Origin of the sequence: Desertihabitans brevis, from assembly GCF_003327535.1 — a bacterium.
GTDB lineage: Bacteria > Actinomycetota > Actinomycetes > Propionibacteriales > Propionibacteriaceae > Desertihabitans > Desertihabitans brevis.
On sequence record NZ_QOUI01000007.1, the window covers coordinates 232,225 to 256,329 of the forward strand.

A 24,105-nucleotide genomic window follows, 5' to 3' on the forward strand; every position below is an offset into this window, starting at 1 on the left:
CGGCGCACGTCGCCGACACGCCGCGCCGGGCGAACCGTCGCCGCGGGGCTGGACGGTGGCCCGGCCGACTACAATCCAGCCCGGCGACGCCGTCGGCGTCCAGGCCACCCGGGTCAAGAATCGGCCCTTCGCGGCCGGCCACCACAGGAGTAGCCACGGGTGATCCCCGCCACCACTTCTGCCCGCCAGCACGACCCGCTGCTGCCGGGCCCCGGACGCGGCCCCGCCGCCCCGACCACCTCGTCACGTCCCCTCCGCCGCGGAGCCCGCCGGTGAAACGGAGGGCTGATCTGCGCGGTCTGGCCCGCGCGGCACGCGAGCTGCACGGCCGGCTGGACGAGTCCGAACGGGTACGCGCCGGCGTCCGCCTCGCCGTCGAGCTGATCGAGGGCTGCGACCACGCCGGGGTGACGGTGGTCCGCGACGGGAGGGTGTTCACCGGCGCGGCCACCGACGAGGTCGTGGTCCGCGGTGACGCGCTGCAGTACGAGACCGGGCAGGGCCCGTGCCTGCAGGCGGTCCGTGACCAGAAGACGGTGCTCAGCCAGGACCTCACCTCCGAGACCCGGTGGCCGGCGTGGAGCCCGCGGGCGGCGGCCGAGCTCGGCACCCGCAGCATGCTGTCGGTGCTGATCTACGACCAGCACGACGCCTACGGCGCGCTCAACCTCTACGGCGACCGCGTCGACGGCTTCGACGGCGACGACATCGAGCTGGCGCTCGCGCTCGCGACGCAGATCGCCCTGTCCCTGGCATCGGGCCGCGAGATCGACCAGCGCGGCGAGGCGATGGTCAGCCGGACCACCATCGGCCAGGCCCAGGGCATCCTGATGGAGCGGCTGGGGATCAGCGCCGAGCAGGCCTTCGAGTACCTGCGGCGGACCTCACAGCAGATGAACTGCAAGCTCGCGCTGATCGCCCAGGAGCTGGTCCGCACCCGCCGGCTGCCGGCGGAGCGTCCGGACCCGGGCCGCGACCCGGGTCCGGCCCGCGGCTAGTTGAGCGCGCCGTCGTCGCCCGACGGCGCCTCCAGCGGTCCGATCACGCCGCGCAGCTTGGTCATCACCCGGCTGAGCAGACGGGACACCTGCATCTGGCTGACGCCGAGCTCACCGGCGATGTCGCTCTGGGTGCGCCCCTGGTAGAAGCGCATCCGGAGCAGTCGCTGCTCGTCCTCGTCGAGGTGGTGCATGGCCTCCTCGACCAGCAGCCGGGCCTCGGCGGCCAGCACCTGCGGCTCGTCGTCGGACTCGGCGTGCAGCCCCTCGGTGGGGCTGATGTCGAGGGCCACCGGCCGGTAGCCGTGCTCGGCGAGCCGGGCGGCGCGGACGTCCTCCTCGGTCTCGCCGATGTACTCGGCGAGCTGGACGTCGGTGGGCTCGGCGTGCAGCTCCTGGGTGAGCTCGGGCCAGGCCTGGCGCATCGACATCGCCACCTCCTGCTGGTGGCGGGGCGGTCGGACCGTCCAGCCCTTGTCGCGGAAGTGCCGCTTGAGGACGCCGAGGATGGTCGGCACCGCGAAGCTGGCGAACGGCCCGCGGTCGGGCTGGTAGCGGTGGGCGGCCTCGGTGAGCCCGGAGCGGGCCACCTGGGTGAGGTCGTCGTCCTCCTCGCCCCGGTGCCGGAAGCGGCGGGCGAGGGAGTCGGCGAGCGGGAGGTTGAGCACCACGACCTGCTCGATGAGCTCGTCCCGGTCGAGCTCGCCGGTCCCGATCAGCTGGAAGAGCCGGGTGGTCTCCTCGGCCACGGCCGAGGGGTCGCGGTCGGTCGAGGGGGGCTGGAGGGGGGCCACGGGCCCCGTCGAAAGGGGTACGGACGCACTGCTGACCATCAGAAGTCCTTCCATCGCACTGCGTTGGTCGGCGCGCTTCTTGGCCACCTCCACTCTCACACGTCCGGGCGCAGGGCACAAGGCGGGGCGGCCGGACGGGCGCGGCGCCGGCCGTCCGGGAGTGGCCCTCAGCCCAGCGGCGAGGGGGTGATCGTGGCCGCCAGCTCCTCCACCGCGCCGGGGCTGAGCGCCGGGCGCCCACCCGGACGTCCCACCGTCAGGGCGGCGGCCGCGCACCCCCGGCGGGCCGCCTCGACCGGGTCGCGGCCGGAGGTGAGCGCCCAGGTCAGGGTGCCGACGAAGGCGTCCCCGGCACCGGTGGTGTCGACCACCGGGGTGTCGACCTGGGGCAGCAGCAACCGGTCCTGCGGGGTCACCACGACATCGCCCTGGTCGCCGACGGCGAGCACCACCAGCCCGGGCCCGAGCCGGAGCACGTCCGCGGCCACCCGGGCGGCGTCCTCGGGGTCGCGGATGCGCCGGCCGGCCCACAGCTCGGCCTCCCGGGCGTCCATCCGCACCACGTCTGCCCCGGCCACGACCGGCTCGCGGTGGCTCTCGTCCTCGAGCACGCCGTCGAGCACCACCAGCGCCCCCCGCGCGCGCAGCATGCCCAGGGCGCAGCGCACCGCCGCAGCCGGCTGCTGCAGCTGCAGGACGGCGCTGTCGCACTCCTCGACCAGGCCGCCGAGCGGGTCCAGGTCGTCCCCGGTGAGCAGGGTCGCGGACGGGACGTGCTCGAGGTAGCGGTGCTGCCCGTCGTCGGTGACCACGTCGACCATCAGCGCCGACTCGGTGCCGCGCCGACGGCGCACCCCGCGGACGTCGATGCCGTCCTCGACGCAGCGCTGCACCAGCCGGGCCCCGGTCTCGTCGTCGCCGACCACCCCGACCAGGGCCGGGCGGGCGCCGAGCTGGGCCAGGGTGACGGCGATGTTCGCGCCCTTGCCGCCCAGCAGCTCCAGCCGACGGTGCACGTCGACCGTCCCGCCCGGGCCGGGCACGGCTTCGGTCAGCAGGACCAGATCACGGGCGATCTGACCCAGTACCGCGGTGCTCATGCCTCGGCGGTTCCCACTGGACCGGCCGCGAAACAGCCGGTGCGGCGGGGTCAGCTGCTCTCCAGCACTCCCCGCTCCCGGGCGTCGGCCACCAGCTGGCGGACGTGCTCGAGGCTGCCGCAGCCGTCCTCGATCAGCTGGTTGCGGGCGGTCGCGAAGGTCTGCCCGAGCTCGTTGCGCTCGCGCTCGGAGACCTCCTCGCGGGCGGGGTTGAGGATGGTCAGCTCCTCCTCGGTGAGGTGGTGGTTGATCGTCGTGGCCAGCTCCTCGACCGCGTCGTCGAACTCCTCGCCCTCGGTGGCCTCCAGCTCCAGCACCGCCAGCAGCGCCTCGTTGCCCTCGGCGTGCTCCTCCTCGCCGTGCTCGGCCTCGTGCTCGCCGATCGCCTCGCGCCGCCGCAGCCGCGGGTAGACGTGCTCCTCCTCGGCCAGGGCGTGCGCCACGTGCAGCTGGGCGAAGGCGCGCCGGACGGCGTCGCGGTCGGAGGAGGCGTCACGCAGGTCGCGCAGCAGGGTCTCGAAGAGGCGGTGGTCGTTGAGGATCAGCTCGACGACGTCACCGGAGACCGGGCGGCCGAGGTCGATGGGAGTAGCCATGGGGCCAGCATGCCCGGTCGCGCCGACCGGTCCGGCGGCGGGGCACGGGAGGTGCTCCCGGTGCTCTCAGGCGGTCCGGACGGCGGGGGCGTTGTGGTGGCGCCCGATCGGCAGCATCAGCGGTTTGCCGCAGGTGGGGTCGGTGATGACCCGGCTCTCCAGGCCGAAGACCGTGCGGACCGCGTCCTCGGTGAGCACCTCGGCCGGCGACCCGGCGGCGTGCAGCCGGCCCTCGGTGAGCGCGATCAGGTGGTCGGCGTAGCGGGCGGCCAGGTTGAGGTCGTGCAGCACCATGACGACCGTGGTGCCGCGGGCGTGGTTGAGGTCGGTGAGCAGGTCCAGCACCTCGACCTGGTGGCTGACGTCGAGGAAGGTGGTCGGCTCGTCGAGCAGCAGCAGGTCGGTCTGCTGCGCCAGCGCCATCGCGATCCAGACCCGCTGGCGCTGACCGCCGGAGAGCTCGTCGACCGGACGCTCGGCCAGCGCGGTGGTGTCGGTGGCCAGCAGCGCCTCGGCCACCGCGACGTCGTCGGCACGCGACCAGCGCGAGAGCACCCCCTGGTGCGGGTGCCGGCCGCGCCCGACGAGGTCGGCGACGGTGATCCCCTCCGGGGCCACCGGCGACTGCGGCAGCAGCCCGAGGGTGCGGGCCACCTCCTTGGCCGGCATCTTGTGGATCGCCCGGCCGTCCAGCAGCACCCGGCCGGCACGCGGGCCGAGCAGTCGCGACATCGACCGCAGCAGGGTCGACTTGCCGCAGGCGTTGGGGCCGACGATGGCGGTGATCCGTCCCGGCGGGACGACGAGGTCGAGCCCGGAGATGACGGTCCGCTCGCCGTAGCCGACGGTCAGCTCCAGCACCTCGAGGGTGTGGTCGGCGGCGGGGCCCGCGGGGCCGCCGTGCACGACGTGTGGGTGACTCACAACGATCCTCCCGCGCGGTTGGTCCGGACGATCAGGTAGATGAGGTAGGGCGCGCCGAGCACCCCGGTGACGACGCCGACGGGGTAGCGGGTGCCGAGCAGGAACTGCCCGCAGAGGTCGGCCACCAGCACCAGCAGCGCACCGACCAGCCCGGCGGGCAGCAGCAGCGAGCCGTTGGTGCCGACCACCCGGGCCGCGATCGGGCCGGCGAGGAAGGCGACGAAGGCGATCGGTCCGGCCGCGGCGGTGGCGAAGGCGATCAGCCCGACGGCGGCGACGATGAGCAGGATCCGGGTGGGCTCGACCCGCACCCCGAGCGCGGCCGCGGTGTCGTCGCCGAGCTGCAGCGCCCCCAGCGCCCGGGTGCGGCTGAGCAGCACCGCTCCGCACACGACCAGCGCGGCGGTGGCGGGCAGCACCTCCGACCAGTCGGTGCCGTTGAGGCTGCCGGCCAGCCAGCGGACGGCCTCCTGCAGGTCCCACTCCGCGGCGCGGGAGAGCACGTAGGCGGTGACGCTCTCCAGCATCGCGGCGATGCCGATGCCGACGAGGATCAGCCGGGTGCCGGCCACCCCGCCGCGGAAGGCCAGCCCGTAGACCAGCAGCGCCACGGCGAGCGCGGCGACGATGGCCACCAGCGAGACGCTCGGCCCGCTGAGCCCGAGCACCACGATGGCGAAGGCGGCCGCCGCGCTGGCGCCGGAGCTGATGCCGATGACGTCCGGGCTGGCCAGCGGGTTGCGCAGCATGGTCTGGAAGGTCACGCCGCCCAGGCCGAAGCTGAGCCCGACCACCACCGCGAGCACCGCCCGGGGCAGCCGCAGCCGCCCGACGGTGAAGCTGGCGCCCTGGACGTCCTCGCCCAGCACCACCCGCAGCACGTCGAGCGGTGGGTAGACGGTGCGTCCGACCACCAGGCTGGTGGCGAACACGGCCAGCACCAGCAGGGCGAGCACGACCAGCACCACCCGGCGGCGGACGGTCCGGCGGACCCGGCCGCGGGCGACGGCGGCGACCGTCTCGAGGGGCACGGCACCGTAGCCGTCCGGTTCCTCCGCCCGGGTCGGCAGCGCGGCCGGGGCGGTGCCGGCACCGGGCCCGGTCACAGCGCACGCACCGTGCGACGGCGGACGATGGCGATGAAGAAGGGCGCGCCGACCAGCGCGGTGATGATGCCGACGTCGACCTCGGTGGGACGGGCCACCACCCGGCCGAGCACGTCGGCCGCCAGCAGCAGGCAGGCCCCGGTCAGGGTGGAGAACGGCAGCAGCCAGCGGTGGTCGGGGCCGACCAGCAGCCGGCACAGGTGGGGCACGACCAGCCCGACGAAGCCGATCGGTCCAGCCACGGCGGTGGCGGCACCGCAGAGCAGCACAGCCCCCAGCGCGGCGACCGCCCGCGCCACCGCCACCCGCTCCCCCAGCCCGGCCGCGACGTCGTCGCCGAGAGCGAGGGAGTTGAGCCGGCGCGCGGAGAGCAGGCTGATGACGAACCCGCAGAGCAGGAACGGCAGCACCTGGGCGGTGCTCTCGTAGGACGCCCCGCCGACCCCGCCGATCTGCCAGGACCGCAGCCCGCCGGCGATGTCGTTGCGGGGCAGCACCACCGCGGTGATGAAGGAGGACAGCGCCGCCGAGGTGGCGGCCCCGGCCAGGGCCAGCTTGAGCGGGGTCGCCCCACCCCGGCCCAGCGAGCCGACGGCGTAGACGAACACCGCGGTCACCGCCGCGCCGGCGATGGCGGCCCAGATGTAGCCGGTCGCGGTGCTCAGCCCCACCGTGGCCACGGCCGTCACGACGGCCAGCGAGGCGCCGGTGTTGACGCCGAGGATGCCCGGGTCGGCCAGCGGGTTGCGGGTGACGCCCTGCATCACCGCCCCCGACAGGCCGAGCGCGCCGCCGACGGCCACCGCGAGCAGGGTGCGGGGCACGCGCTGGGCCACCGCCGCCTCGCCGATCGTCGCGGTCGAGCCCTGCAGCCCGGCGAGGACGTCGGAGAGGCCGACCACCCGCGACCCGACGGCCACCGACAGCAGCACGAGCCCGGCCAGGACGACCACCACCGCCAGCGCCCACAGCGCACGCCGCCGCCGCGGGCGTCGAACGGGGTCGACGTCCGCGGCGGGAGCGGGTGCCGTGCGGGTGGCGGTGGAGGTCACTGGGACTTGTCGGCGGCCTCGGCGAGCAGGTCGGCGTAGTCCTCCAGCACCCAGGAGATCGCCAGCGGCGTCGGGTTGGCGGCGGTGCCGAGCGGGTCGGTGTTCGGCAGGGCCACGATGGCGTCGTTGGCGATCGCCGGCATCTGGGCCAGCAGGGGGTCGGCCCGCAGCTCCTCCACGACCAGGTCGTCGGCGTAGGTGACGATGATGTCGACGTCGGAGAACCGGTCGATCTGCTCGGCGCTCACCGAGCCCGAGAAGCTGTCGCTCTGCGCCGAGAGCTCGGCGATGCTGGGCGGCGTCGCCATCCCCAGGTCCTCGAAGAAGGCGGCCCGGGTGTCCTTGGCGCTGTAGAAGCTCACTTCGCTGAGGTCGTTCGGGTCGAGGTGGGTGAGGAACATCGTCCGCTTCCCGGACAGCTGCGGGCGGTCGGCGGCGACGGCGTCGATCTCGGCCTCGAGGTCGGCCACCAGCTGTTCGCCCTCACTCGCCATGCCCATCCCGGCGCTGTTGACGAGGATGGTGTCGCGCCAGCTGGTGGCCCAGGCGGCCTCGGGGTAGGCGACCACCGGGGCGATCTCGCTGAGGGTGTCGTAGTCCTGCTGGGTCAGCCCGGAGTAGCCGGCCAGGATGACGTCGGGCTGGGTGTCGGCCACCGCCTCGAAGTCGACCCCGTCGGTCTCGTCGAACAGCACCGGGGTCTCCGCACCGAGCTCGGTGAGCTTCTCCTCCACCCACGGCAGCACGCCGTCGCCGTCGTCGTCGCCGAAGTTGGCCGCGGCCATCCCGACCGGCACCACGCCGAGGGCCAGCGGCACCTCGTGGTTGGCCCAGTTGACGGTGGCGACCCGCTCGGGCTTGGCCTCCAGCACGGTGGTGCCCAGCGCGTGCTCCACGCTGATCGGGTAGCCCTGCTCGGCGGCGGGCACGGACGCGGAGCCCTCACCCTGCTCGGGGGCGGCGGTGCCGGTGGTGCCGCAGGCGGCGAGGCCGAGGACGGCCGTCGCCACGGCGGCGGCGAGAAGGCGAGGTGAACGCACGATTTCTCCACTTCAGGGATCCGCTGGGAAGCCGGTCGACGCCGACCGAGACCCGCCGGTTAGGCAAGGCTTGCTTAGGCTAGGCGCACCTCAGCCCCGGGTGCAACGGCGTCCACCGTCGGCCACGTTGGCCGGGCCTGCTTGACTGGGAGGACTCGACGACAGGAGGGGAAACGACATGGGCATCGGCTCTCTGTTCAAGGGCGCGGTCAAGACCGCCGTGGTCGCGAAGGTCTTCCAGGTGGCGGAGCGCGAGCTGCGCAAGCCGGAGAACCAGCGCAAGATCAAGGAGGGCGTCGACCGGCTGATCAAGTCGCGTCGCCGCTGACCCCTCTCGCTGCCGCGCCGGCCACCCCTCGCCGGGGTGGCCCGCGCTGCTGGTCCTCCTGGACCGGGTAGGTAGAGAGGGCGGCGGCGGTCGGACCCGGCCGCCGGGACCCGGACGGAGGAGCGACCGCAGTATGACCGAGGACGAGATGGCCCGCGACGGCGGCGGGCGGACTGTGGTGGTGGCACTGGACGGCTCGGAGTCCGCGCGGGCGGCGCTGGCCTGGGCGGCTCGCCATGCGCGGCTGACGCAGCAGCCGTTGCGGGCGGTGCACGTCACGACCTGGTCGGTGGATGACACCCTCGTGGCCGCCGACACCGCCCTGGCCGACCCGGGTCTGACCGGACCGGGCGTCGGCGCGCTGGGGCGCACGGCCGCGCTGGGCACCCCGGAGGCGGACGTGCCGGAGGACCAGCCGGAGGGATCTCCCGAGGCACCGGAGTCCGTCACCCGGGCCTTCGACGCGGTCGACCCGGAGGACGACTGGCGGTTGGACGTCATCGGCAGCGCCGACGTCGGGACGACCCTGCTGGAGGAGTCGGCCGGCGCCGATCTGCTCGTCATCGGCACCGGGGAGCACACCGGTCTCGACCGGCTCGTGTCCGGCTCGGTCAGCCACCACTGCCTGTCCCGCTCCACCGTCCCGGTCGTCGCCGTCCCGACCGTGCAGCGCTGACCCCGCGCGGGCACGGAGTCCACCGCGGCCGCGCCCTCCCGGTGGTGGGAGTGCGCCGAGCGGGTAGGTGCCCGGCATGTGGTTCGACTCCTGGTACGACCTCGGCCGCGTCCTCGTGGTGGGGCCGGTCGCCTACGTCGCGCTCGTCGCGGTCCTCCGGCTGACCGGCAAGCGGACCCTGTCCAAGCTGAACGCGTTCGACCTCGTCGTGACCGTCGCGCTGGGCTCGACCCTGGCCACCTCGTTCCTCAGCGCCGACGTCAGCGCCGCCGAGGGCGTCCTCGGCCTGGTCCTGCTCGTCGTCCTGCAGTACGTCGTCACCTGGACCTCGGTGCGCGTCCCTCGCGTGGGGCAGCTGGTGCGCTCCGAGCCCAGCCTGCTCTACCGGGACGGCTTCCTGGAGCGGTCCCTGCGGCGCGAGCGCGTCACCGCGCAGGAGGTCCGTCAGGCCGCGCGCGCCCAGGGTCACGCCGACCTGGACGACGTCGCCGCGGTCGTCCTGGAGAGCGACGGGAGCTTCAGCGTGCTCCGCCGGGAGCCCTCCGACCCGTCCTGAGCCCCTTCCGCCGCCCTCACCCCTCCTCCCACCCGGGGCCTGATCGCTGGGTGGGCCGGCCTGCCAGCGGCGGTGCGACCTGCCTCTGCCGCTGACGCGGCACCCGGAGCGCTGGGCGGGTGAGCGGGCCGGGTCAGGCGTCCGGCTCGGGTGTGTAGATGACGACCCAGTGGTCGCGCTCGGCATCGTGCAGGATCTCGCCGCGGAACACCGTCCACCCCCGCTCGGGGTCGCGCAGCCGCTTGACCATCGAGCGCTGCCCGCCGACCTCGCCGCGCGCCCAGTGCTCGCGGAAGTCGGCACTGGTGGCGGTCAGCTCGGCCAGCAGGTCGCGCAGGTACTCGTCGTCGGGGTAGCGGGCCAGCGCCGAACGCAGCTCCGCGGAGGCGAACCGGGCATAGGCGCCCCCGTCCTCCGCGGGCAGTGGTCCGGTCGGCGGGGTGAAGGCCTGGAAGACGAGGTTGCGACGGAACCGGCTCTCCGGCGGCAGCGGCCCGAGCAGCTCGTCGGCGGCGGCGCTGCGCGAGAGCAGATCCAGCCGGCCGTCGTGGACGGTGACCGGCAGGGTCCGGTCCAGGGCCTGCAGCATCCGTGACAGGCCCGGCCGGATCCGGGTCCGGGGCGCGGGCGGCTCCGGCGGCAGCTCACCGGCCAGCCGGAAGAGGTGGTCCCGCTCGGCCGGCCGCAGGCGGAGCGCCTGCGCCAGGGCCGACAGGATCGCGCGGGACGGGTGCGGGGCGCGGCCCTGCTCCAGACGGGTGTAGTACTCCACCGAGATGGCCGCCGCGTCCGCGAGCTCCTGGCGCCGCAGCCCGGGGACGCGTCTGGACGACCTGCGACCCGGTGGGACCCACTCGGCGGGGACCAGCGCCCGGCGTGAACGCAGGTAGGCGGCGAACTCGGACCCGGCACCCGGCACGGGTCCCATTCTGCTCGACGCGCGCGGGTGGCCCTGCCGGTACCAGCCCCGACGGGGTCTCCCCCACGCCCGGGAACCGGCGCAGAGTCGTCGCGGAGGACACCGGCACAGGGTCGGCGTCCCGGTAGGAGGACACGACATGACGACCGACCGGATCGCCCTCGTCACGGGCGCCAACCAGGGCATCGGCCGGCGGGTGGCCGCCGACCTCGCCGCCGACCACCGCACCGTGTTCGTGGGCTCGCGCGACGCCGCCCGGGGCGAGCGGGCGGCCGCCGAGATCGGCGGCAGTGCCGTCGCGGTGCAGCTCGACGTCACCGACCCCGCCTCGGTGGCCGCCGCCGCCGACCGCATCGCCGACGAGGCGGGACGTCTCGACCTGCTCGTCAACAACGCCGGCATCAGCACGACCCGCCGGGTCGGCCTGGCGGAGTTCCGGCGCACCTCGACCCCGGGCACCGCCCCGCTGGACGACGTCCGGGCCGTCTGGGAGGTGAACGTGCTGGGCGTGTTGTCGGTGTACCAGGCCGTGCTCCCGCTGCTGCGGCGCTCGGGGGACGCCCGCGTCGTCAACGTGACGAGCGCGCTCGGCTCGCTGTCGCTGGGCCTCGACCCGTCCTCGCCCACCCGGGAGGCCTACGACGTCGTCTACGCCGCGTCCAAGACCGCTCTGCACGGGGTGACCCTGGCGATGCTGCTGGAGTCGGCGACGACCGGCGTCAAGGTGAACCTGGTCTCGCCGGGCTTCGCCCGCACCGCGCTGACCGGCTTCCACGGCACCGAGTCGGCCGAGGACGCCGCACGCGAGGTGGTACGGGTCAGCCGGCTCGGCCCGGGCGGAGCCTCGGGCACGTTCACCACGTGGGAGGGCGTCGACCTCCCGTGGTGAGGGGATGCGTGGTGGAGCCACCTTCGGAGTCGAACCCGAGAGTTGGAGCCGCCTTCGGGAGTCGAACCCGAGACCTACGCATGACGACGGCGTCCTGTACCAGCTGAGGTTTCCGAGCCGCCTTCGGGAGTCGAACCCGAGACCTACGCATTACGAGTGCGTCGCTCTGCCAACTGAGCTAAGGCGGCACGCACCCGGACGGGCCGGGCACGGCAGCAGACTATAGCCGCGGGCGGGCGGTGGCGACGAATCCGCTCCCGGTCCCCGCCGGCGGCACGACGACGGGCCCGCACCCTCCGGGCGGAGGGGGCGGGCCCGGTCATGCGTCGGTGCGGCGGGGCCTCAGCCGACGGTGATGCTCTGCCCCACGTAGATGAGGTTGGGGTCGGAGAGCTGGTCGTTCATCTCGTACACGGCCTTCCAGCCACCCTCGACGCCCTCGCGCTCGGCGATCTTGTTGAGGGTGTCGCCGGCCTGCACGGTCACGGTCTCGCCGTCGGCAGCGCGCTGGGGGCTGGAGGAGTCGTTGCTGGAGTAGCTGCCGGTGGACCGCTTCGGCGAGCTCGACCCCTCAGAACGGCTGCTGGAGGCGCTGCTGCTCGAGGAGCTGTCGTCGTCGGAGGAGCTGTTGCTGGCCCCGCCGTTGGAGCGGGTGAGCCCGGCCTCGACGCTGCACACCGGCCAGGCACCCGGTCCCTGGGCGGCCAGCGTCTTCTGCGCCACCGCGATCTGCTCGGACTTCGAGGCCTGGTTCGCCTGCGGGGCGTAGTCGGTGCCGCCGTAGGCCTTCCAGGTGGAGGCGGAGAACTGCAGGCCGCCGTAGTAGCCGTTGCCGGTGTTGATCGACCAGTTGCCGCTGCTCTCGCACTCGGCGACGCGGTCCCACACGGAGTCGGCGTGCGCCTCGGTGCTCCCGGTGGCGACGGTCAGGCCGAGCGCGAGGCCGGCGACGGCGGCCGCACCGGTGGCGGCGCGGGCGATGGATCGGGTCATGGCTTTCCTTCCTGCTGCTGCCACCCCCGGTGCGTCGGGGGCGGCTGCGGTTCCACACGACCCGGGAGCCAGTCGGCGCCCGGGGCCGCCGGCGTGGTCAGCGGTCCTGCGATGAGGTCCAGACCAACGTCGGCGGCCCCGCCACCATAAGGAACAGATGAGAGAAAGCCAAACGATCTTCAGGAATTCGGGCTCCGCAGTGGATCGACGGCGGAGCGGTAGCGGTCCAGCACCACGTCGAGGACCTCCGCCTCCGCTCCCAGTGGAGCGGTGACGAGGTCGGTCCCCTGCGCCACCAGCCGGTCGTGGAAGAACCCCGGGGCGAGCAGGTAGCTCGCCAGCACCACCCGTCCGGACGTCTCCGCGCGGGCCTCCCGGACGGCCTCCGTCACCGAGGGCCGGGCGGCGGAGCCGTAGCCGATGCGCACCGGGGCACCCCAGCGCGCCGCCAGCAGCCCCGCCGTCTCCTCCACGGCCCGGGACGCCTCGACCCGGCTGGACCCGGCCGCGGCCAGCACCACCGTGTCCCCGGGACGGGCCCCGGCCTCTCCCAGCCGTCGGTGGAGCAGGTCGGCCAGCCGCGGGTGCGGACCCAGCGCGCCGGTGGCCACGGCCCGTCCGGGGTGGGCCGCCACGGCGTCGGCGATGTCGACCTGGGTGTGGTAGCCGGCCGACAGCAGCGCGGGCACCAGCACCACCTGCTCCCCCGCCGCGACGAGGCGTCCGAGCACCTCCTCGACCTGCGGGTGCTGCACGTCGACCCAGGTGGGCTCCACGCGGACCCGTCCGGTCTCGGCCACCCGGGTGCAGAGCCGCTCGAACACCCGGCGCCCCTCGGGGTCGTCGGTTCCGTGGGCGCACAGCAGCAGCACCGGGTCGGTGCCCGCCGGGCTCACTCCCGGCACCGGGTCCCCGGCGGCGGCAGCTCTCCGGTGACCAGGTAGCGCACCACCGCCCCGTCGATGCAGGGGGTGCCCTGCCGGAACGCGCCGTGACCCTCACCCTCCAGGGTCAGCAGCTGCGCCGACTCCAGCTGCTCGGCCATCGCGACGGCGTACTCGTAGGGGGTCGCGGAGTCGCCGGTGGTGCCCACCACCAGCACCGGCGGCGCACCCGCGCCCCGGATCGGCTCCTGCCAGACGTCCGGCTCGACCGGCCACACGGGGCACGTCAGCGCCGGTCCGCCGTAGCGGCCGAACACCGGCGCCACCTCCTGGGCCCGCTCCCAGTCCTGCAGCGCGTCCTCGATGCCGCCGTCGGCGGTGTCCACGCAGGAGGTGGCCGGGAAGGCGAAGGCGGACTGCCCGTACCGGCCGTCGGCTCCGCGCTCGTTGAACTCGTCGGCGTAGAACAGCAGCCCGCTGCCGTCGCCCTCGCGGGCCAGCTCGAGCACCTGCAGCAGCCCGGGCCAGCGGGCCTCGGAGTAGAGCCTGGAGATCACCCCGGTGACCGCCAGGGACTGGGTGAGCTGGCGGTCCGAGCGGGTCGGCATCGGTTGCACGTCGGTCTGGTCGAAGACCCGGGTGACCTGCTCGACCACCGCGGTCGGGCTCTCCCCCAGCGAGCACCGCTGCGCCACGCACCACTCGGCGAAGGCGGTCAGCGACCGGTCGAAGCCCTGGGCCTGGATGGTCTCGGAGGTGCGGCTGAGGTCGACCGCGCCGTCGAGGACCAGCCGGCCCACCCGGTCGGGGTACAGCTCGGCGTAGAGCGCCCCGAGATAGGTGCCGTAGGAGTAGCCGACGTAGCTGAGCCGCTCATCGCCCACCAGCACCCGCAGCAGGTCCAGGTCGTGCACCGTCTGCACGCTGCTGATGTGCTCCAGCAGCGGCCCGGAGCGCTCCAGGCAGGACTGGCCGAAGGAGCGGTTGGCCACGATCAGCGCCTGCTCCTCGGCGCTGTCGTCGGGTGAGGTGTCCATCGCGGTGAAGGCGTCGAGGTCCTCACCCTGGAAGCAGGTGACCGGGGTGGAGGCGCCGACACCGCGCGGGTCCCAGCCGACGACGTCGTACTGCTCCAGCCCGGTCCGGTCGAAGCCGGCGGCCAGGCTGGTGCCGGGGTAGCCGGGCCCGCCGGGGTTGACGAAGACCGTGCCCAGCCGCGGCTCGGCGGTGGCCGGCACCTTGAGCATCCGCAGCGTGAGGGCCTGGCCGTCCGGCTCGTCGTGGTCCAGCGGCGCCGACACGTCGGCGCACAACGCCGCCCCGCAGGGCAGCCAGGTGACGTCCTGGTCGTGGTAGCGGGCCATCCCGGTACCCGGTGGCGGGTCGACGAAGCCCTCCGGCTCGACGTCGGGGACGGCGGGCGCGGGTCGGTCGGGATGGTCGGTGGGCCCAGCCGACGGGGTGGCCGAGGGCGGGTCGGTGCTCTCGGACGGGTCGAGCGGGTTGGGCAGCGGGGTGCCCGGTGAGCAGGAGGTCAGCACGAGGGCCGCGAGGAGGGCGGCGCAGGCGCTGAGCCTGGAGCGGATCCGGAGCACGCCGGACACCCTACGTGGCGCCCGGCGCCGTCCGGTCCGTCCGCGGGCGGGGCGTCCGGCCGGTCGGGCGGGGCTCAGGCGCCGGCCCGGCGGCGCGCCCGTCCGCGGCGCATCGCCGCGTCGATGCCCCACCAGCCGCCACCGAGGCAGAACAGCAGGAAGCCGACGGCAGCCAGCAGCAGCTCCAGCTCGCCCTGGAACCCGGGCTGGTCGGAGAAGGGCCAGCGGTACCAGTAGACGAAGACCAGCGCGCCGACGCTGATCGCCACGATGCCCAGACCGGCGACGCGGACCAGCAGGCCGAGCACCAGCGCCAGCGCGACCAGCACCTCCCCGATCGCGGTCACGAGGGCGAACACCTCGGGGTAGGGCAGCGCGGTCGAGGCGAAGAACTGGGTGGTGCCGTCGATGTCGAGCAGCTTCTGCGCCCCGTGCACGCCCATGATCACCGCGACCACGAGCCGCAGCAGGAAGAGCCCGAGGGAGCCGAGGAAGCGGTCGGTGCTGCGCTTGTCGACGGTGGGCTCGTGGTCCTCCTCCGCCGGGGCGGGCTCGCGGACCCCGAGCGCCTGCTGACGGCGGGCCCGGGCGGCGGCGCGGTCGTCGGCGGCATCGGTGTCCCCGGTCCGCCCGCTACCGGTGGTGCCGCGGGGACGCTCGCCCCCGCTCGTGGTCGGCAGCACGCTGGTCTGCTCGGTCGAGGAGCGGTCGGAGCCCTCGTAGCGCGGCAGCGTGGTGGTGGCGTCGTCCGGGCCCGCCTCACGTCCCCGCTCGCCCGACCCGGCCGGGGTGAAGTCGGGACGGGAGCCGGAGCCGGCGGGACGCTCCCCGCCGGGGGTGGCGTCGGGACGTCCGGCGGTCGACGCGTCGTCGTCCCGCGCCCCGGGGGAGCCGGGGGTGCTCTCGGGACCGTTCGCGCTCATTCGCCACTCCTTCGCCTCGTCCACGTGGTGCACCTGGGATTCTGTCAACCTCTCCGGCGCACCGGGTGGAGGCCCCCGCCGCCGGAGTGTCGGCACGCTGCCGGGGCTCAGCCGCGGACGAGGGCGATCATCATCGCCTCGACGGCCAGCAGCGGCGCCACGTTGCCCTCCAGCGCCTCCCGGCAGGCCAGCAGCGCGTCGATCCGGCGCAGGGTCGCCTCCGGGGTGCCCCGGCGGGCGGTGGCGGCGAGCTCGGGGCGCAGCTCCTCGTTGACCAGCTCCGGCCCCGGTCGTCCCTCCAGCTCCGGGGCCACCTCACGGGCCTGGCAGGTCTGCAGCGCCAGCACGTCGCGGTACCAGGTGGTGAGCTCGGTGAGCGCCCGGTCCAGGGCGTCGCGCTGGAAGCGCTTGGCCCGGGCCCGCTGCTGCTCCTCCAGGTCGCGCAGCGCCGAGGCGGCCTGCTTGGGACGCGCACCGCGGGCGCCGAAGCCGAGCGCCTCCTCCAGCGCCGCCCGCTCCCGGGCGTCCACCTCCGCGGTGGCCGCGCCGGCCTCCGCGGCGCAGGACTCGACCAGCGCGGCGGCCGCGGTGAGGCAGGCACCGAGGTCGGTCAGCCGGCCCGGGATGCGCAGCACCTCCCGGCGCCGCTCCCGGGCGGACTCGTCGCGGGCCAGCACCCGGGCGCGGCCGATGTGGCCCTGGGCGGCCCGGGCGACCTCGGCGGCCAGCGACTCCTCCACGCCGTCGCGGCGGTGCAGCAGCGCCGCCACGTCGGCCGGTCGGGGGGTGGCCAGGGTGAGCAGGCGGCAGCGGGAGCGGATGGTGGGCACCACGTCGTCGGCGGTGGGGGCGCAGAGCAGCCACACCGTCTTGGGCGCCGGCTCCTCGATGCTCTTGAGCAGGGCGTCCGCACCGCGCTCGGTGAGCCGGTCGGCGTCCTCGACGACGAGCACCTGGCGACGTCCGAGGGTGGGACTCATCGCCGCCCGACGGACCAGCTCGCGGACCTCGTCCACCCCGATCGAGAGCATCTCGGTGCGCACCAGCGTGACGTCGGGGTGGGCGCCCGAGAGCGACGTCCGGCACTCCGAGCACTGCCCGCACCCCTGCCGGGGGCACTGCAGCGCCGCCGCGAAGGCGCGGGCGGCGGTGGACCGTCCCGAACCGGGCGGGCCGACCACCAGCCAGGCGTGGCTCATCGCGTGCCGGTGCCCGGCCGCGGCGCGGCGCAGCACCCCGACGGGACCCTGCTGGCCGACCAGGTCGGCCCACACCCCCGGCGGCAGCTCGGTCGTGGTCGTGCTCACCGGATCACCGTGCCACGTCCGTCCGACAGCTCCGGCAGCGCCGCGACCCTCGCCCAGACCGCCGCGGCGATCTCGTCGCGCGGCCGGCGGGCCGGGAGCACCAGGTAGCGGTCGGGCTCGCGGGCCGCCAGCGACAGGAACCCCTGGCGGACCCGGTCGTGGAACTCCGCGCCGGCTCCCTCCAGCCGGTCCTTGCTGACCAGCGAGCCGACGGCCTGCTCCGGGTCGAGGTCGAGCAGCACGGTCAGGTCCGGACGCAGCCCCTCGGTGGCCCAGCGCGCCACCTGCTCCACCTCGCCGGCGTCGAGCACCCGGCCCGCGCCCTGGTAGGCCAGCATCGAGTCGACGTAGCGGTCGCTGACCACCACCGCCCCGCGCGCCACCGCGGGCCGCACCACCTCGGCCAGGTGCTGGGCCTTGTCGGCGGCGTAGAGCAGGGCCTCGGTGCGTGGTGCCATCTCGGTGTGGGCCGGGTCGAGCAGCAGCGCGCGGACCAGCTCACCGAGCCGGGTGCCGCCCGGCTCGCGGGTCCGCACCACCTCGTGCCCGGCGGCGGTCAGCCGTTCGGCGAGCAGCCGGGCCTGGGTGGACTTGCCGACCCCGTCGCCGCCCTCGAGGACGACGAAGAGCCCCGGGCCGGTCACCACCGGGCCCCGGGGCGGAGCCGTCGTGGACGCCGGCTCACCGGGGAGTGCCGTTCGCCCGGACCGCGGCGCGCAACCGCTCCTGCAGCGGCCCCCACTGCGACAGCACCTCGCGCCGGGCCCGGGTCTGGGCGGCGAGCAGCTGCTCGTAGCGGCGTCCGGCGCTGAAGGCCTGCTGGGGCCCGAGCTCGCTGACCGACCGCTCGATCTCGGCCAGCTGGGGGTCGACGCACCCGGGCAGCAGCTCGGTCAGCCGGCGCACCCGCTTGTCGACCTTGCGGGCCCAGGTGGGCAGGTTGCGCCGCGCCACCAGGGTGGTGGCGTGGGCCTGGTCGGCCAGCACCCGCAACCCCGCCCAGTCCTCCGAGGGTGACGTCGGCGACAGCGTACGGCCCGCCTTGAGCAGGGCGTGCACGGCCTGCTGCACCGCGAGCGCGACCGCCTCGGTGGCCGGTGCGGTGCCCGCGGTGCCCAGCCGGGGCACGCTGGAGGACTGCACGACGAGGTCGAGCAGACGCAGGTAGCGCTGGCTGCGCAGCACCGGCCCGGCGGTCACCGGGGCCCGTCCCGGGTCGGCGTCCAGGCCGCCGAGCTGGTCGATCAGCCAGTCGAACTCCTGGTCGACGTCCTCCACCCAGCGCGGCTCCAGCGCCTGGGCCAGCCCGCGCAGCTCACCGCGCAACCCGGCCAGCACCTCGGTCAGCAGCCGGGCGTCGTGGGTGGTGCCGGTGCGCAGCGACAGGTCGGCGGTGAGCCACTCGCGCAGCCGGGCGGCCAGCAGCGCGGTGACGAAGCCCTCCAGGTCGGTGCCGGTGTCCCACTCGACGTCGTCGAAGCGGCCGAGCGCGGAAGCGGGGACGCCGAGCCGGGTGCCCGGCTGCGGCAGCTCCTTGACCCGGGTGCCGCCGACGGCCTGCAGGGACTCGGTCAGCCAGCCCAGCTGCTTGCGGTTGAGGTCGACCGGCTGCAGGGTCACCTCCCGGTAGCGGGCCATCGTCATCCCGCCGCGCCGGACCGTCACCCGGTCGTCGTGCAGCACCGCTCGGGTCTCGTGGGCGGCGCCGCGGATGACGAACTCCGAGCGCTCGCAGTGCAGAGCGGCCACCGGCTCCAGCGGTGCGTGCCGGCGGAAGGGAAGCACCAGCTCGGCCAGCCCGGGTGGCAGGTCGGCCTCCCCCATCGGCTCGATGGTCTCCACCGGCAGGTAGGGCGCCCAGCCCGGTGCGGCGAGGTACCACTCCCCGCGCCCCTCGGCGACCCGGTGGGCGAGGGTGACGCCGGCCCGGGTCAGCCGGAGGTCGGCGGCGTCCAGCACGGTGACGTCGATCTCGTAGGTCTGGGTCGGGCCGCGGGAGACCATGCTGACCAGGTCGAGGTCGGGCCGGACGAGGCGCTGCCCGGGCACGCCGTAGGGCAGCTCGAAGTAGCGCCGCTTGGCCGGCGCCGGCCGGTCCTTACCGCCGCCACCGGTGCGCTCGCGGACCTCGCTACCGGCCCGCAGCACGTCCGGACGCCGGCCCGCGGCCCCGTCGGTCTCAGCCGCCACCCGGGTGTCGTCGCGCTTCGCCACCGCTCACTGCCCGGTCCGGCCCGACCCGGAGGTCGAGCGCGCCGTCGTCTTCTTCGCCGCCGTCTTCTTCGCGGTGGTCTTCTTCGCCGGGGTCTTCTTCGCCGTCGTCTTCCCGGCCGCGGTCGTCGCACTCGAGGTGCTCTTGCGCGCCGCGGTCTTCTTCGGGGCCGCCTTCCGGCTGCTCTTCTTGGCCGGGCCCTTGGCCCGCTTCTCGGCCAGCAGCTCGGCGGCGCGCTCGGGGGTCAGCGTCTCCAGGTCGTCGTCGCGGCGGAGCGTCGCGTTGTACTCCCCGTCGGTGACGTAGGGACCGAAGCGACCGTCCTTGACGACCATCGGCCGCCCGCTCGCCGGGTCCTCCCCCAGCTCCTTCAGCGGCGGCTTCGCCGCGGCCCGGCCCCGCTGCTTGGGCTGGGCGTAGATCGCCAGCGCCTCGTCCAGGGTGATGTCGAAGATCTGCTGCTCGCTGCTCAGCGAGCGCGAGTCGGTGCCCTTCTTCAGGTACGGCCCGTAGCGGCCGTTCTGGGCGGTGATCTCCACGCCGTCGGGGTCGGTGCCGACCACCCGCGGCAGGTTGAGCAGCTGCAGGGCCTGCTCCAGGGTGACGTCCTCGATGGTCATCGAGGAGAACAGCGAGCCCGTGCGCGGTTTGGCGCTCTTGGGCGCGTCCTCGGGCAGCACCTCGGTGACGTAGGGCCCGAACCGGCCGTTGCGGGCCACCACCGTGTGCCCGGTCTCCGGGTCGGTGCCGACCTCGCGCTCCTCACCCATCGGCCGGCTCAGCAGCTCCCGCGCCAGCTCGACGGTGAGCTCGTCGGGGGGTAGGTCGTCGGCGACGTTGGCCCGGCGCCCCTCCGCATCCTCCACGTAGGTGCCGTAGCGGCCCACCCGGACCACCACCCCGGAGTCGACATCACCCAGCTCGAAGGTCGACAGCCGCCGGGCGTCGATGTCGCCGAGCTCGTTGACCAGGGTCTGCAGCCCCTCGTGGCCGCCGCTGGGGCCGAGGTCGGTGCTGGCGCCGCCGAAGTAGAAGTCGCTCAGCACGGCCAGCCGGTCCGCCCGCCCGCCGGCGATCTCGTCGAGGACGTCCTCCATCTCGGCGGTGAACTGGTAGTCGACGAGCTTGGCGAAGTGCTCCTCCAGCAGCCGGGTGACCGCGAAGGCCAACCAGGTCGGCACCAGCGCCGAGCCCTTCTTGAACACGTAGTCGCGGGCGGTGATGGTGCGGATGATCGAGGTCGTCGTCGACGGACGCCCGATCGACAGCTCCTCCATCTTGGCCAGCAGCGACGGCTCGGTGTAGCGGGGTGGCGGGCTCGTGGTGTGGCCGTTCGGGGTGACCCGCTCGGCGGTCAGCCGCTGGCCCTCGGTGAGCTCGGGCAGCCGTGCCTGGGCGTCATCGGACTCAGCCCCGCTGCTCTCCTCCACCGACTCCACGTAGGCCTTGAGGAAGCCGTGGAAGGTGATGGTCCGACCCGTGGCGACGAAGGTGCAGGTCTCGCCCTGCTCGGGCCGGGCGGAGATCTCCACCCGCACCGACTGGCCGCGGGCGTCGGCCATCTGCGAGGCGACGGTGCGCATCCAGATCAGCTCGTACAGCCGGAAGGCGTCACCGGTGAGCCCGGTCTGGGCCGGGGTGCGGAAGGTGTCGCCGGCCGGCCGGATCGCCTCGTGCGCCTCCTGGGCGTTCTTCACCTTGGAGGTGTAGACCCGGGCCTTCTCCGGCAGGTACTCCGAGCCGAACAGCTGGCGCACCTGGGAGCGGGCGGCCTCGACCGCGGAGGAGGACAGCGTGATGGAGTCGGTCCGCATGTAGGTGATGAACCCGCGCTCGTACAGCTCCTGGGCCACCGACATCGCGCGCTGGGCGGTGAAGCCGAGCTTGCGGCCGGCCTCCTGCTGCAGGGTCGTGGTGCGGAAGGGGGCGTAGGGACGGCGGGTGTAGGGCCGGGACTCGACCGAGCTGACCGCGTAGGCGGCCGTCTCCAGCCGGGTGGCGAGCTCGCGGGCGGCGGGCTCGTCCAGGTGCAGCGGGTCGCCCTTGAGCCGGCCGCGGGCGTCGAAGTCGCGCCCCTGGGCGATCCGGCGCTCCCCGACCGTCGTCAGCCGGGCGCCGAAGGTCGGCTCGGCCTCCGACTCCCCGCCCGTCCCGAGCACGGCGTCGATGTCCCAGTAGCTCGCGCTGCGGAAGGCGATCCGCTCCCGCTCGCGGTCGACCACCAGGCGGGTGGCGACCGACTGCACCCGACCGGCGGAGAGCCGGGGCATGACCTTCTTCCACAGCACCGGGGAGACCTCGTAGCCGTAGAGCCGGTCGAGGATGCGGCGGGTCTCCTGGGCGTCGACGAGGTCGGTGTCGAGCTCGCGGGGGTTGGCCACCGCCTCGGCGATCGCACCCGGCGTGATCTCGTGGAAGACCATCCGGCGGGCCGGCACCTTCGGCTTCAGCTCCTGCAGCAGGTGCCAGGCGATCGCCTCGCCCTCGCGGTCACCGTCGGTGGCCAGCAGCAGCTCGTCGACGTCCTTGAGCGCGGCCTTGAGGTCGCGGATGGTGCCCTTCTTCTCGGGCTGCACGACGTAGAGCGGCTCGAACCCGGACTCGACGTTGACCCCGGTGCGGGCCCACTTCTCCCCCTTGTACCTGGCGGGGACGTCGGCCGCACCGGTGGGCAGGTCGCGGACGTGGCCACGGCTGGACTCCACCACGTAGCCGTCGCCGAGGAAGCTCGCGATCTTGGTCGCCTTGGTCGGCGACTCCACGATCACCAGTCGTCGCGTCGTTGTTGCCACTGCTGCCTCTTCCGTCTGCTCCGCCCGCCGTCCGCTCCGGTCTCCCGGCGGGCACGGTGGACACCGTACCCCCAACGGCCGACGTCGGTCGGGTCCCGCGGGACGGACGGCGCAAGCTCCGGCGGCACACCGCCCGGACCCGTCTCAGGGCATCGGGACGGCAGCCGGCGCCCGCCGCGGGAGCGGGGCCTCCGCGGGCCGGACCACCGCCGGCACGGGTTCGGCGGTGACCTCGATCCGGCTCCGGGTCCCCCACGCCGAGCGGCGCAGCGTGGCCAGCGACCAGACCCGCATCGGGATCATCACGAAGAGGTTGAGCAGGCCGAACAGCGGCGTCACCGCGAAGGTCAGCAGCCGCGACCGCAGGCGCTGGTCCGGCCGGACCACGTCGAAGTAGCGCACCGAGCGGACCAGCGACATGGCCGCCACGAAGAACAGGTAGTCCAGCAGCACCATCCCGCCGTTGACCAGCGGGTGCACCACCAGCACCCAGGCGAGCATCGAGGTGAAGACCATCCACTGGGCCAGCTCCAGCAGCGACAGCCACCAGGCAGGGCGCCGAGGCGTGTGGTGGCGCAACGACCAGAGCGACTCACGGAAGAAGGACCTCCCCCAGCGGGCCTGCTGACGCAGGTAGTGCGAGACGTTCTCCGGCACCGCGGTGTGCGCCACGGCCTGGACGGCCAGCACCGCCTCACCGGTGAGCAGGGCCCGGTTCGTGAGGTGGCGGTCGTCACCCACCACGGCCGGGGCGCCCAGGAAGCGTTGGGTGAGGAACCCGGCGAGGTTGCGGTGCACCATGTCGGCCCGGTAGAGCGCCAGCACGCCGCACACGCAGAGCACCGAGCCCAGCGTGCTGTAGGCGCCGCGCTCGATGAGGAAGGCGTTGACGTAGCGCACGTCCACCAGCCGGGTCAGCAGGTTGCGGTCGTGGTTGGACGGGATGACCATCCCCGTCACCGCCTCGGTCCGCGGGTTGCTGAACGGCCGCATCCCCTCGCGCAGCGACTGGGGCTCCAGCCGGGCGTCGGAGTCGATGCAGGCGTAGACGTCGACCGTCCCCTCCAGCGCCCGGAACCCGGTCGCCAGCGCCTCCCGCTTGCCCCGGTTCTCCGGGTGCACGAGCAGCTCGACGCCGGGCACCGAGCGCGCCAGCTCCCGAGCACCGGGGTCGGTGGAGGCGTCGTCGACGACCACCACGCGGTGCGGACGACGATTCTGGTCGCGCAGTGAGTCCAGGCACTGCCGCAGCAGCTCGGCGTCCTCGTTGTAGACGGTGACGACCACCCCGACCCGCAGCGCGTTGTCTGGGTGCTCGGGACGCGACACGAGCGAGAGCACGAGCTTGAGGACGAGCAGCGGCAGCAGCAGCGCCCCGTAGAGCGAGAGCCCCGAGCCGCGCAGCACGAGCACGGCGGTCAGCCCGGCCAGCCCGGCGAAGAGGAGGACCGCGAGCAGCGGCTTGGCCTCGACCCGGGTGACCCCGGGGCGGACGCCGACACCCTCCGCACCTGCCGTGGTGGCCGTCCTCGCGGTGCTCACGAGGCCTCCAGGCGGTAGCCGACGCCCCGCACCGGCTGGACCACGCGCGGCCCGTCGGCGAGCTCGATCTTGCGCCGGAGCCGGCTGAGGTGCGACTCGAGCGCCCGCGAGCTGCCCCCACCCTCGTGCAGCGCGACGCGGGACAGCTCGATCCGGGTGAAGACGCGAGCCGGTTGGCGCGACAGCACGGCCAGCAGCTCGAACTCCGAGCGGGTCAGCTCGACCAGCCGCGAGCCCACCCGCACCTCCCGGCGGCCGTGGTCGATGGCGAGCTCGCCCCAGGTCCAGCGGTCGGCGTCGCGGTCGCGGCTCTGCACGGCCCGGTGGTGCAGCCGGAGCACCACCCGGCGCAGCTCGTCGAGCACCGACGGTCCGGTCAGCACGTGGTCGGCGCCGTCGAGGCGAAGACGTCGTCCGACCTCTCGGTCGCGCTGCTCGAGCAGGACCAGCAGTCCCGCGTCCTCGTGCAGGTGGCGGGTCAGCCGGCGCACCGCCTCGGCCACCCGGTGGTCGCCACCGTCGGCCTGGACCACGAGGAGGGAGGGCACCTCGTGCCGCAGCCGACGGATCGCCGCGGCGACGTCGTCCACCTCCCGGTAACCCACCGACAACCCGGCGGCCACCCCCTGTAAGGAATTGAGTAAACCGCTGGAAATCCCCAGCCGTACGATCAAGAAAGTTGACAGATGCGTATCACGTGATGTCATCCGAACGCTTCTCCCCCGATGAGCGTCTGGCACCGCCGCCGCGGGCCTTCGGTGCGCCGCGACGACGCCTGGCGAGCCCCCGAAGCTCGCGATGGCGCCACTCTGACCCAGGTGCCAGCACCCGCAGAAGGCCCGTTATCTGTTCGTTATAGGACCGCGAGCCTTCGCCCGA

At 74.3% G+C, this 24,105-nt stretch carries 23 protein-coding genes and 1 tRNA gene; 5 read left to right on the forward strand and 19 right to left on the reverse strand.

Translation table 11 applies throughout. The annotated features are described in order from the left end of the window. Positions 1 to 272: 272 nt before the first annotated feature. Positions 273 to 998: a GAF and ANTAR domain-containing protein gene (locus DT076_RS19420; protein WP_158548129.1), complete on the forward strand. Its 726-nt coding sequence runs from the start codon at positions 273 to 275 to the stop codon at positions 996 to 998. On the opposite strand, the gene DT076_RS12815 is transcribed toward DT076_RS19420, so the two are convergent. The 7 genes from DT076_RS12815 to DT076_RS12845 form a co-directional block, all read right to left on the reverse strand. Then, positions 995 to 1,747: a sigma-70 family RNA polymerase sigma factor gene (locus DT076_RS12815; RefSeq protein ID WP_158548130.1), complete on the reverse strand. Its 753-nt coding sequence runs from the start codon at positions 1,745 to 1,747 to the stop codon at positions 995 to 997. The genes DT076_RS19420 and DT076_RS12815 overlap by 4 nt on opposite strands. A 212-nt stretch (positions 1,748 to 1,959) precedes the next feature. After that, entirely contained in the window at positions 1,960 to 2,892 is a 933-nt protein-coding gene (locus DT076_RS12820; RefSeq protein ID WP_114127062.1) for a PfkB family carbohydrate kinase, read from the reverse strand. Between the two features lie 50 nt (positions 2,893 to 2,942). Next, positions 2,943 to 3,488, reverse strand: coding sequence for a hemerythrin domain-containing protein (locus tag DT076_RS12825; protein ID WP_114127063.1), 546 nt, complete (start codon positions 3,486 to 3,488; stop codon positions 2,943 to 2,945). Positions 3,489 to 3,554: 66 nt separating this feature from the next. Next, on the reverse strand, positions 3,555 to 4,412 hold the full coding sequence (locus DT076_RS12830) for an ABC transporter ATP-binding protein (RefSeq protein ID WP_407642728.1): 858 nt from the start codon (positions 4,410 to 4,412) through the stop codon (positions 3,555 to 3,557). Continuing rightward, positions 4,409 to 5,518, reverse strand: coding sequence for a FecCD family ABC transporter permease (locus tag DT076_RS12835; RefSeq protein WP_199539154.1), 1,110 nt, complete (start codon positions 5,516 to 5,518; stop codon positions 4,409 to 4,411). Before DT076_RS12835 ends, DT076_RS12830 begins: the two co-directional genes overlap by 4 nt. Then, entirely contained in the window at positions 5,515 to 6,570 is a 1,056-nt protein-coding gene (locus tag DT076_RS12840) for a FecCD family ABC transporter permease (protein ID WP_199539155.1), read from the reverse strand. The genes DT076_RS12835 and DT076_RS12840 overlap by 4 nt, the downstream gene beginning before the upstream one ends. Next, on the reverse strand, positions 6,567 to 7,610 hold the full coding sequence (locus tag DT076_RS12845; RefSeq protein ID WP_233493927.1) for an iron-siderophore ABC transporter substrate-binding protein: 1,044 nt from the start codon (positions 7,608 to 7,610) through the stop codon (positions 6,567 to 6,569). Before DT076_RS12845 ends, DT076_RS12840 begins: the two co-directional genes overlap by 4 nt. Before the next feature lie 178 nt (positions 7,611 to 7,788). On the opposite strand from DT076_RS12845, the gene DT076_RS19665 reads away from it, so the two are divergent. The 3 genes from DT076_RS19665 to DT076_RS12855 all read left to right on the forward strand — a co-directional run bounded on the left by DT076_RS19665 (position 7,789) and on the right by DT076_RS12855 (position 9,170). Further along, positions 7,789 to 7,938, forward strand: coding sequence for a hypothetical protein (locus DT076_RS19665; RefSeq protein ID WP_199539156.1), 150 nt, complete (start codon positions 7,789 to 7,791; stop codon positions 7,936 to 7,938). A 133-nt stretch (positions 7,939 to 8,071) separates the two neighbouring features. Further along, entirely contained in the window at positions 8,072 to 8,614 is a 543-nt protein-coding gene (locus tag DT076_RS12850) for a universal stress protein (RefSeq protein WP_114127067.1), read from the forward strand. A gap of 76 nt (positions 8,615 to 8,690) precedes the next feature. Next, entirely contained in the window at positions 8,691 to 9,170 is a 480-nt protein-coding gene (locus tag DT076_RS12855; RefSeq protein WP_114127068.1) for a DUF421 domain-containing protein, read from the forward strand. Between the two features lie 133 nt (positions 9,171 to 9,303). Here the strand turns inward: DT076_RS12855 and DT076_RS12860 are convergent, their stop codons facing one another. Next, positions 9,304 to 10,089 carry a helix-turn-helix domain-containing protein gene (locus DT076_RS12860; protein ID WP_199539157.1) on the reverse strand — a complete coding sequence of 262 codons (786 nt, stop codon included), beginning with the start codon at positions 10,087 to 10,089 and terminating at the stop codon, positions 9,304 to 9,306. Positions 10,090 to 10,228: 139 nt separating this feature from the next. On the opposite strand from DT076_RS12860, the gene DT076_RS12865 reads away from it, so the two are divergent. Next, positions 10,229 to 10,978 carry an SDR family NAD(P)-dependent oxidoreductase gene (locus DT076_RS12865; RefSeq protein WP_114127070.1) on the forward strand — a complete coding sequence of 250 codons (750 nt, stop codon included), beginning with the start codon at positions 10,229 to 10,231 and terminating at the stop codon, positions 10,976 to 10,978. Positions 10,979 to 11,093: 115 nt separating this feature from the next. Here DT076_RS12865 and DT076_RS12870 read toward each other — a convergent pair. The 11 genes from DT076_RS12870 to DT076_RS12920 form a co-directional block, all read right to left on the reverse strand. Continuing rightward, positions 11,094 to 11,166 (reverse strand) — tRNA-Thr (locus tag DT076_RS12870). Between the two features lie 154 nt (positions 11,167 to 11,320). Next, entirely contained in the window at positions 11,321 to 11,971 is a 651-nt protein-coding gene (locus DT076_RS20360; protein ID WP_114127071.1) for a LysM peptidoglycan-binding domain-containing protein, read from the reverse strand. A 179-nt stretch (positions 11,972 to 12,150) separates the two neighbouring features. After that, positions 12,151 to 12,867, reverse strand: coding sequence for a sirohydrochlorin chelatase (locus tag DT076_RS20265; RefSeq protein ID WP_199539158.1), 717 nt, complete (start codon positions 12,865 to 12,867; stop codon positions 12,151 to 12,153). Then, the gene (locus DT076_RS12885; RefSeq protein WP_147264144.1) at positions 12,864 to 14,450 is read right to left on the reverse strand and encodes an alpha/beta hydrolase; all 1,587 of its coding nucleotides are present in this window, start codon (positions 14,448 to 14,450) and stop codon (positions 12,864 to 12,866) included. The genes DT076_RS20265 and DT076_RS12885 overlap by 4 nt, the downstream gene beginning before the upstream one ends. Positions 14,451 to 14,524: 74 nt before the next feature. Beyond that, a complete protein-coding gene (locus tag DT076_RS12890; protein ID WP_114127073.1) occupies positions 14,525 to 15,373 on the reverse strand; it encodes a DoxX family protein in 849 nt (282 codons plus the stop codon). Between the two features lie 107 nt (positions 15,374 to 15,480). Beyond that, a complete protein-coding gene (locus tag DT076_RS12895) occupies positions 15,481 to 16,680 on the reverse strand; it encodes a DNA polymerase III subunit delta' (RefSeq protein ID WP_233493930.1) in 1,200 nt (399 codons plus the stop codon). Then, positions 16,677 to 17,324 carry a dTMP kinase gene (gene tmk / locus DT076_RS12900; protein ID WP_233493931.1) on the reverse strand — a complete coding sequence of 216 codons (648 nt, stop codon included), beginning with the start codon at positions 17,322 to 17,324 and terminating at the stop codon, positions 16,677 to 16,679. Before tmk ends, DT076_RS12895 begins: the two co-directional genes overlap by 4 nt. Before the next feature lie 37 nt (positions 17,325 to 17,361). Beyond that, positions 17,362 to 18,894 (reverse strand): CYTH domain-containing protein, encoded by a 1,533-nt coding sequence (locus DT076_RS12905; RefSeq protein WP_114127075.1) that lies wholly within the window; start codon positions 18,892 to 18,894, stop codon positions 17,362 to 17,364. Between the two features lie 3 nt (positions 18,895 to 18,897). Then, positions 18,898 to 21,684: a type I DNA topoisomerase gene (topA, locus tag DT076_RS12910; RefSeq protein ID WP_114127076.1), complete on the reverse strand. Its 2,787-nt coding sequence runs from the start codon at positions 21,682 to 21,684 to the stop codon at positions 18,898 to 18,900. A 144-nt stretch (positions 21,685 to 21,828) separates the two neighbouring features. Continuing rightward, complete coding sequence (locus tag DT076_RS12915) at positions 21,829 to 23,226, reverse strand: glycosyltransferase (protein ID WP_114127077.1); 1,398 nt, start codon at positions 23,224 to 23,226, stop codon at positions 21,829 to 21,831. Next, the gene (locus DT076_RS12920) at positions 23,223 to 23,849 is read right to left on the reverse strand and encodes a winged helix-turn-helix transcriptional regulator (protein WP_114127078.1); all 627 of its coding nucleotides are present in this window, start codon (positions 23,847 to 23,849) and stop codon (positions 23,223 to 23,225) included. Before DT076_RS12920 ends, DT076_RS12915 begins: the two co-directional genes overlap by 4 nt. Between the last annotated feature and the right edge of the window lie 256 nt (positions 23,850 to 24,105).

What these genes read in the sequence shown, in the direction of transcription:
- DT076_RS12850 (WP_114127067.1), top strand. Translation starts at nt 8,072, where the DNA reads ATGACCGAGGACGAGATGGCCCGCGACGGCGGCGGGCGGACTGTGGTG.
- DT076_RS20360 (WP_114127071.1), bottom strand. Translation starts at nt 11,971, where the DNA reads ATGACCCGATCCATCGCCCGCGCCGCCACCGGTGCGGCCGCCGTCGCC.
- DT076_RS12865 (WP_114127070.1), top strand. Translation starts at nt 10,229, where the DNA reads ATGACGACCGACCGGATCGCCCTCGTCACGGGCGCCAACCAGGGCATC.
- DT076_RS12855 (WP_114127068.1), top strand. Translation starts at nt 8,691, where the DNA reads ATGTGGTTCGACTCCTGGTACGACCTCGGCCGCGTCCTCGTGGTGGGG.
- DT076_RS12890 (WP_114127073.1), bottom strand. Translation starts at nt 15,373, where the DNA reads ATGAGCGCGAACGGTCCCGAGAGCACCCCCGGCTCCCCCGGGGCGCGG.
- DT076_RS19665 (WP_199539156.1), top strand. Translation starts at nt 7,789, where the DNA reads ATGGGCATCGGCTCTCTGTTCAAGGGCGCGGTCAAGACCGCCGTGGTC.
- DT076_RS12820 (WP_114127062.1), bottom strand. Translation starts at nt 2,892, where the DNA reads ATGAGCACCGCGGTACTGGGTCAGATCGCCCGTGATCTGGTCCTGCTG.
- DT076_RS12825 (WP_114127063.1), bottom strand. Translation starts at nt 3,488, where the DNA reads ATGGCTACTCCCATCGACCTCGGCCGCCCGGTCTCCGGTGACGTCGTC.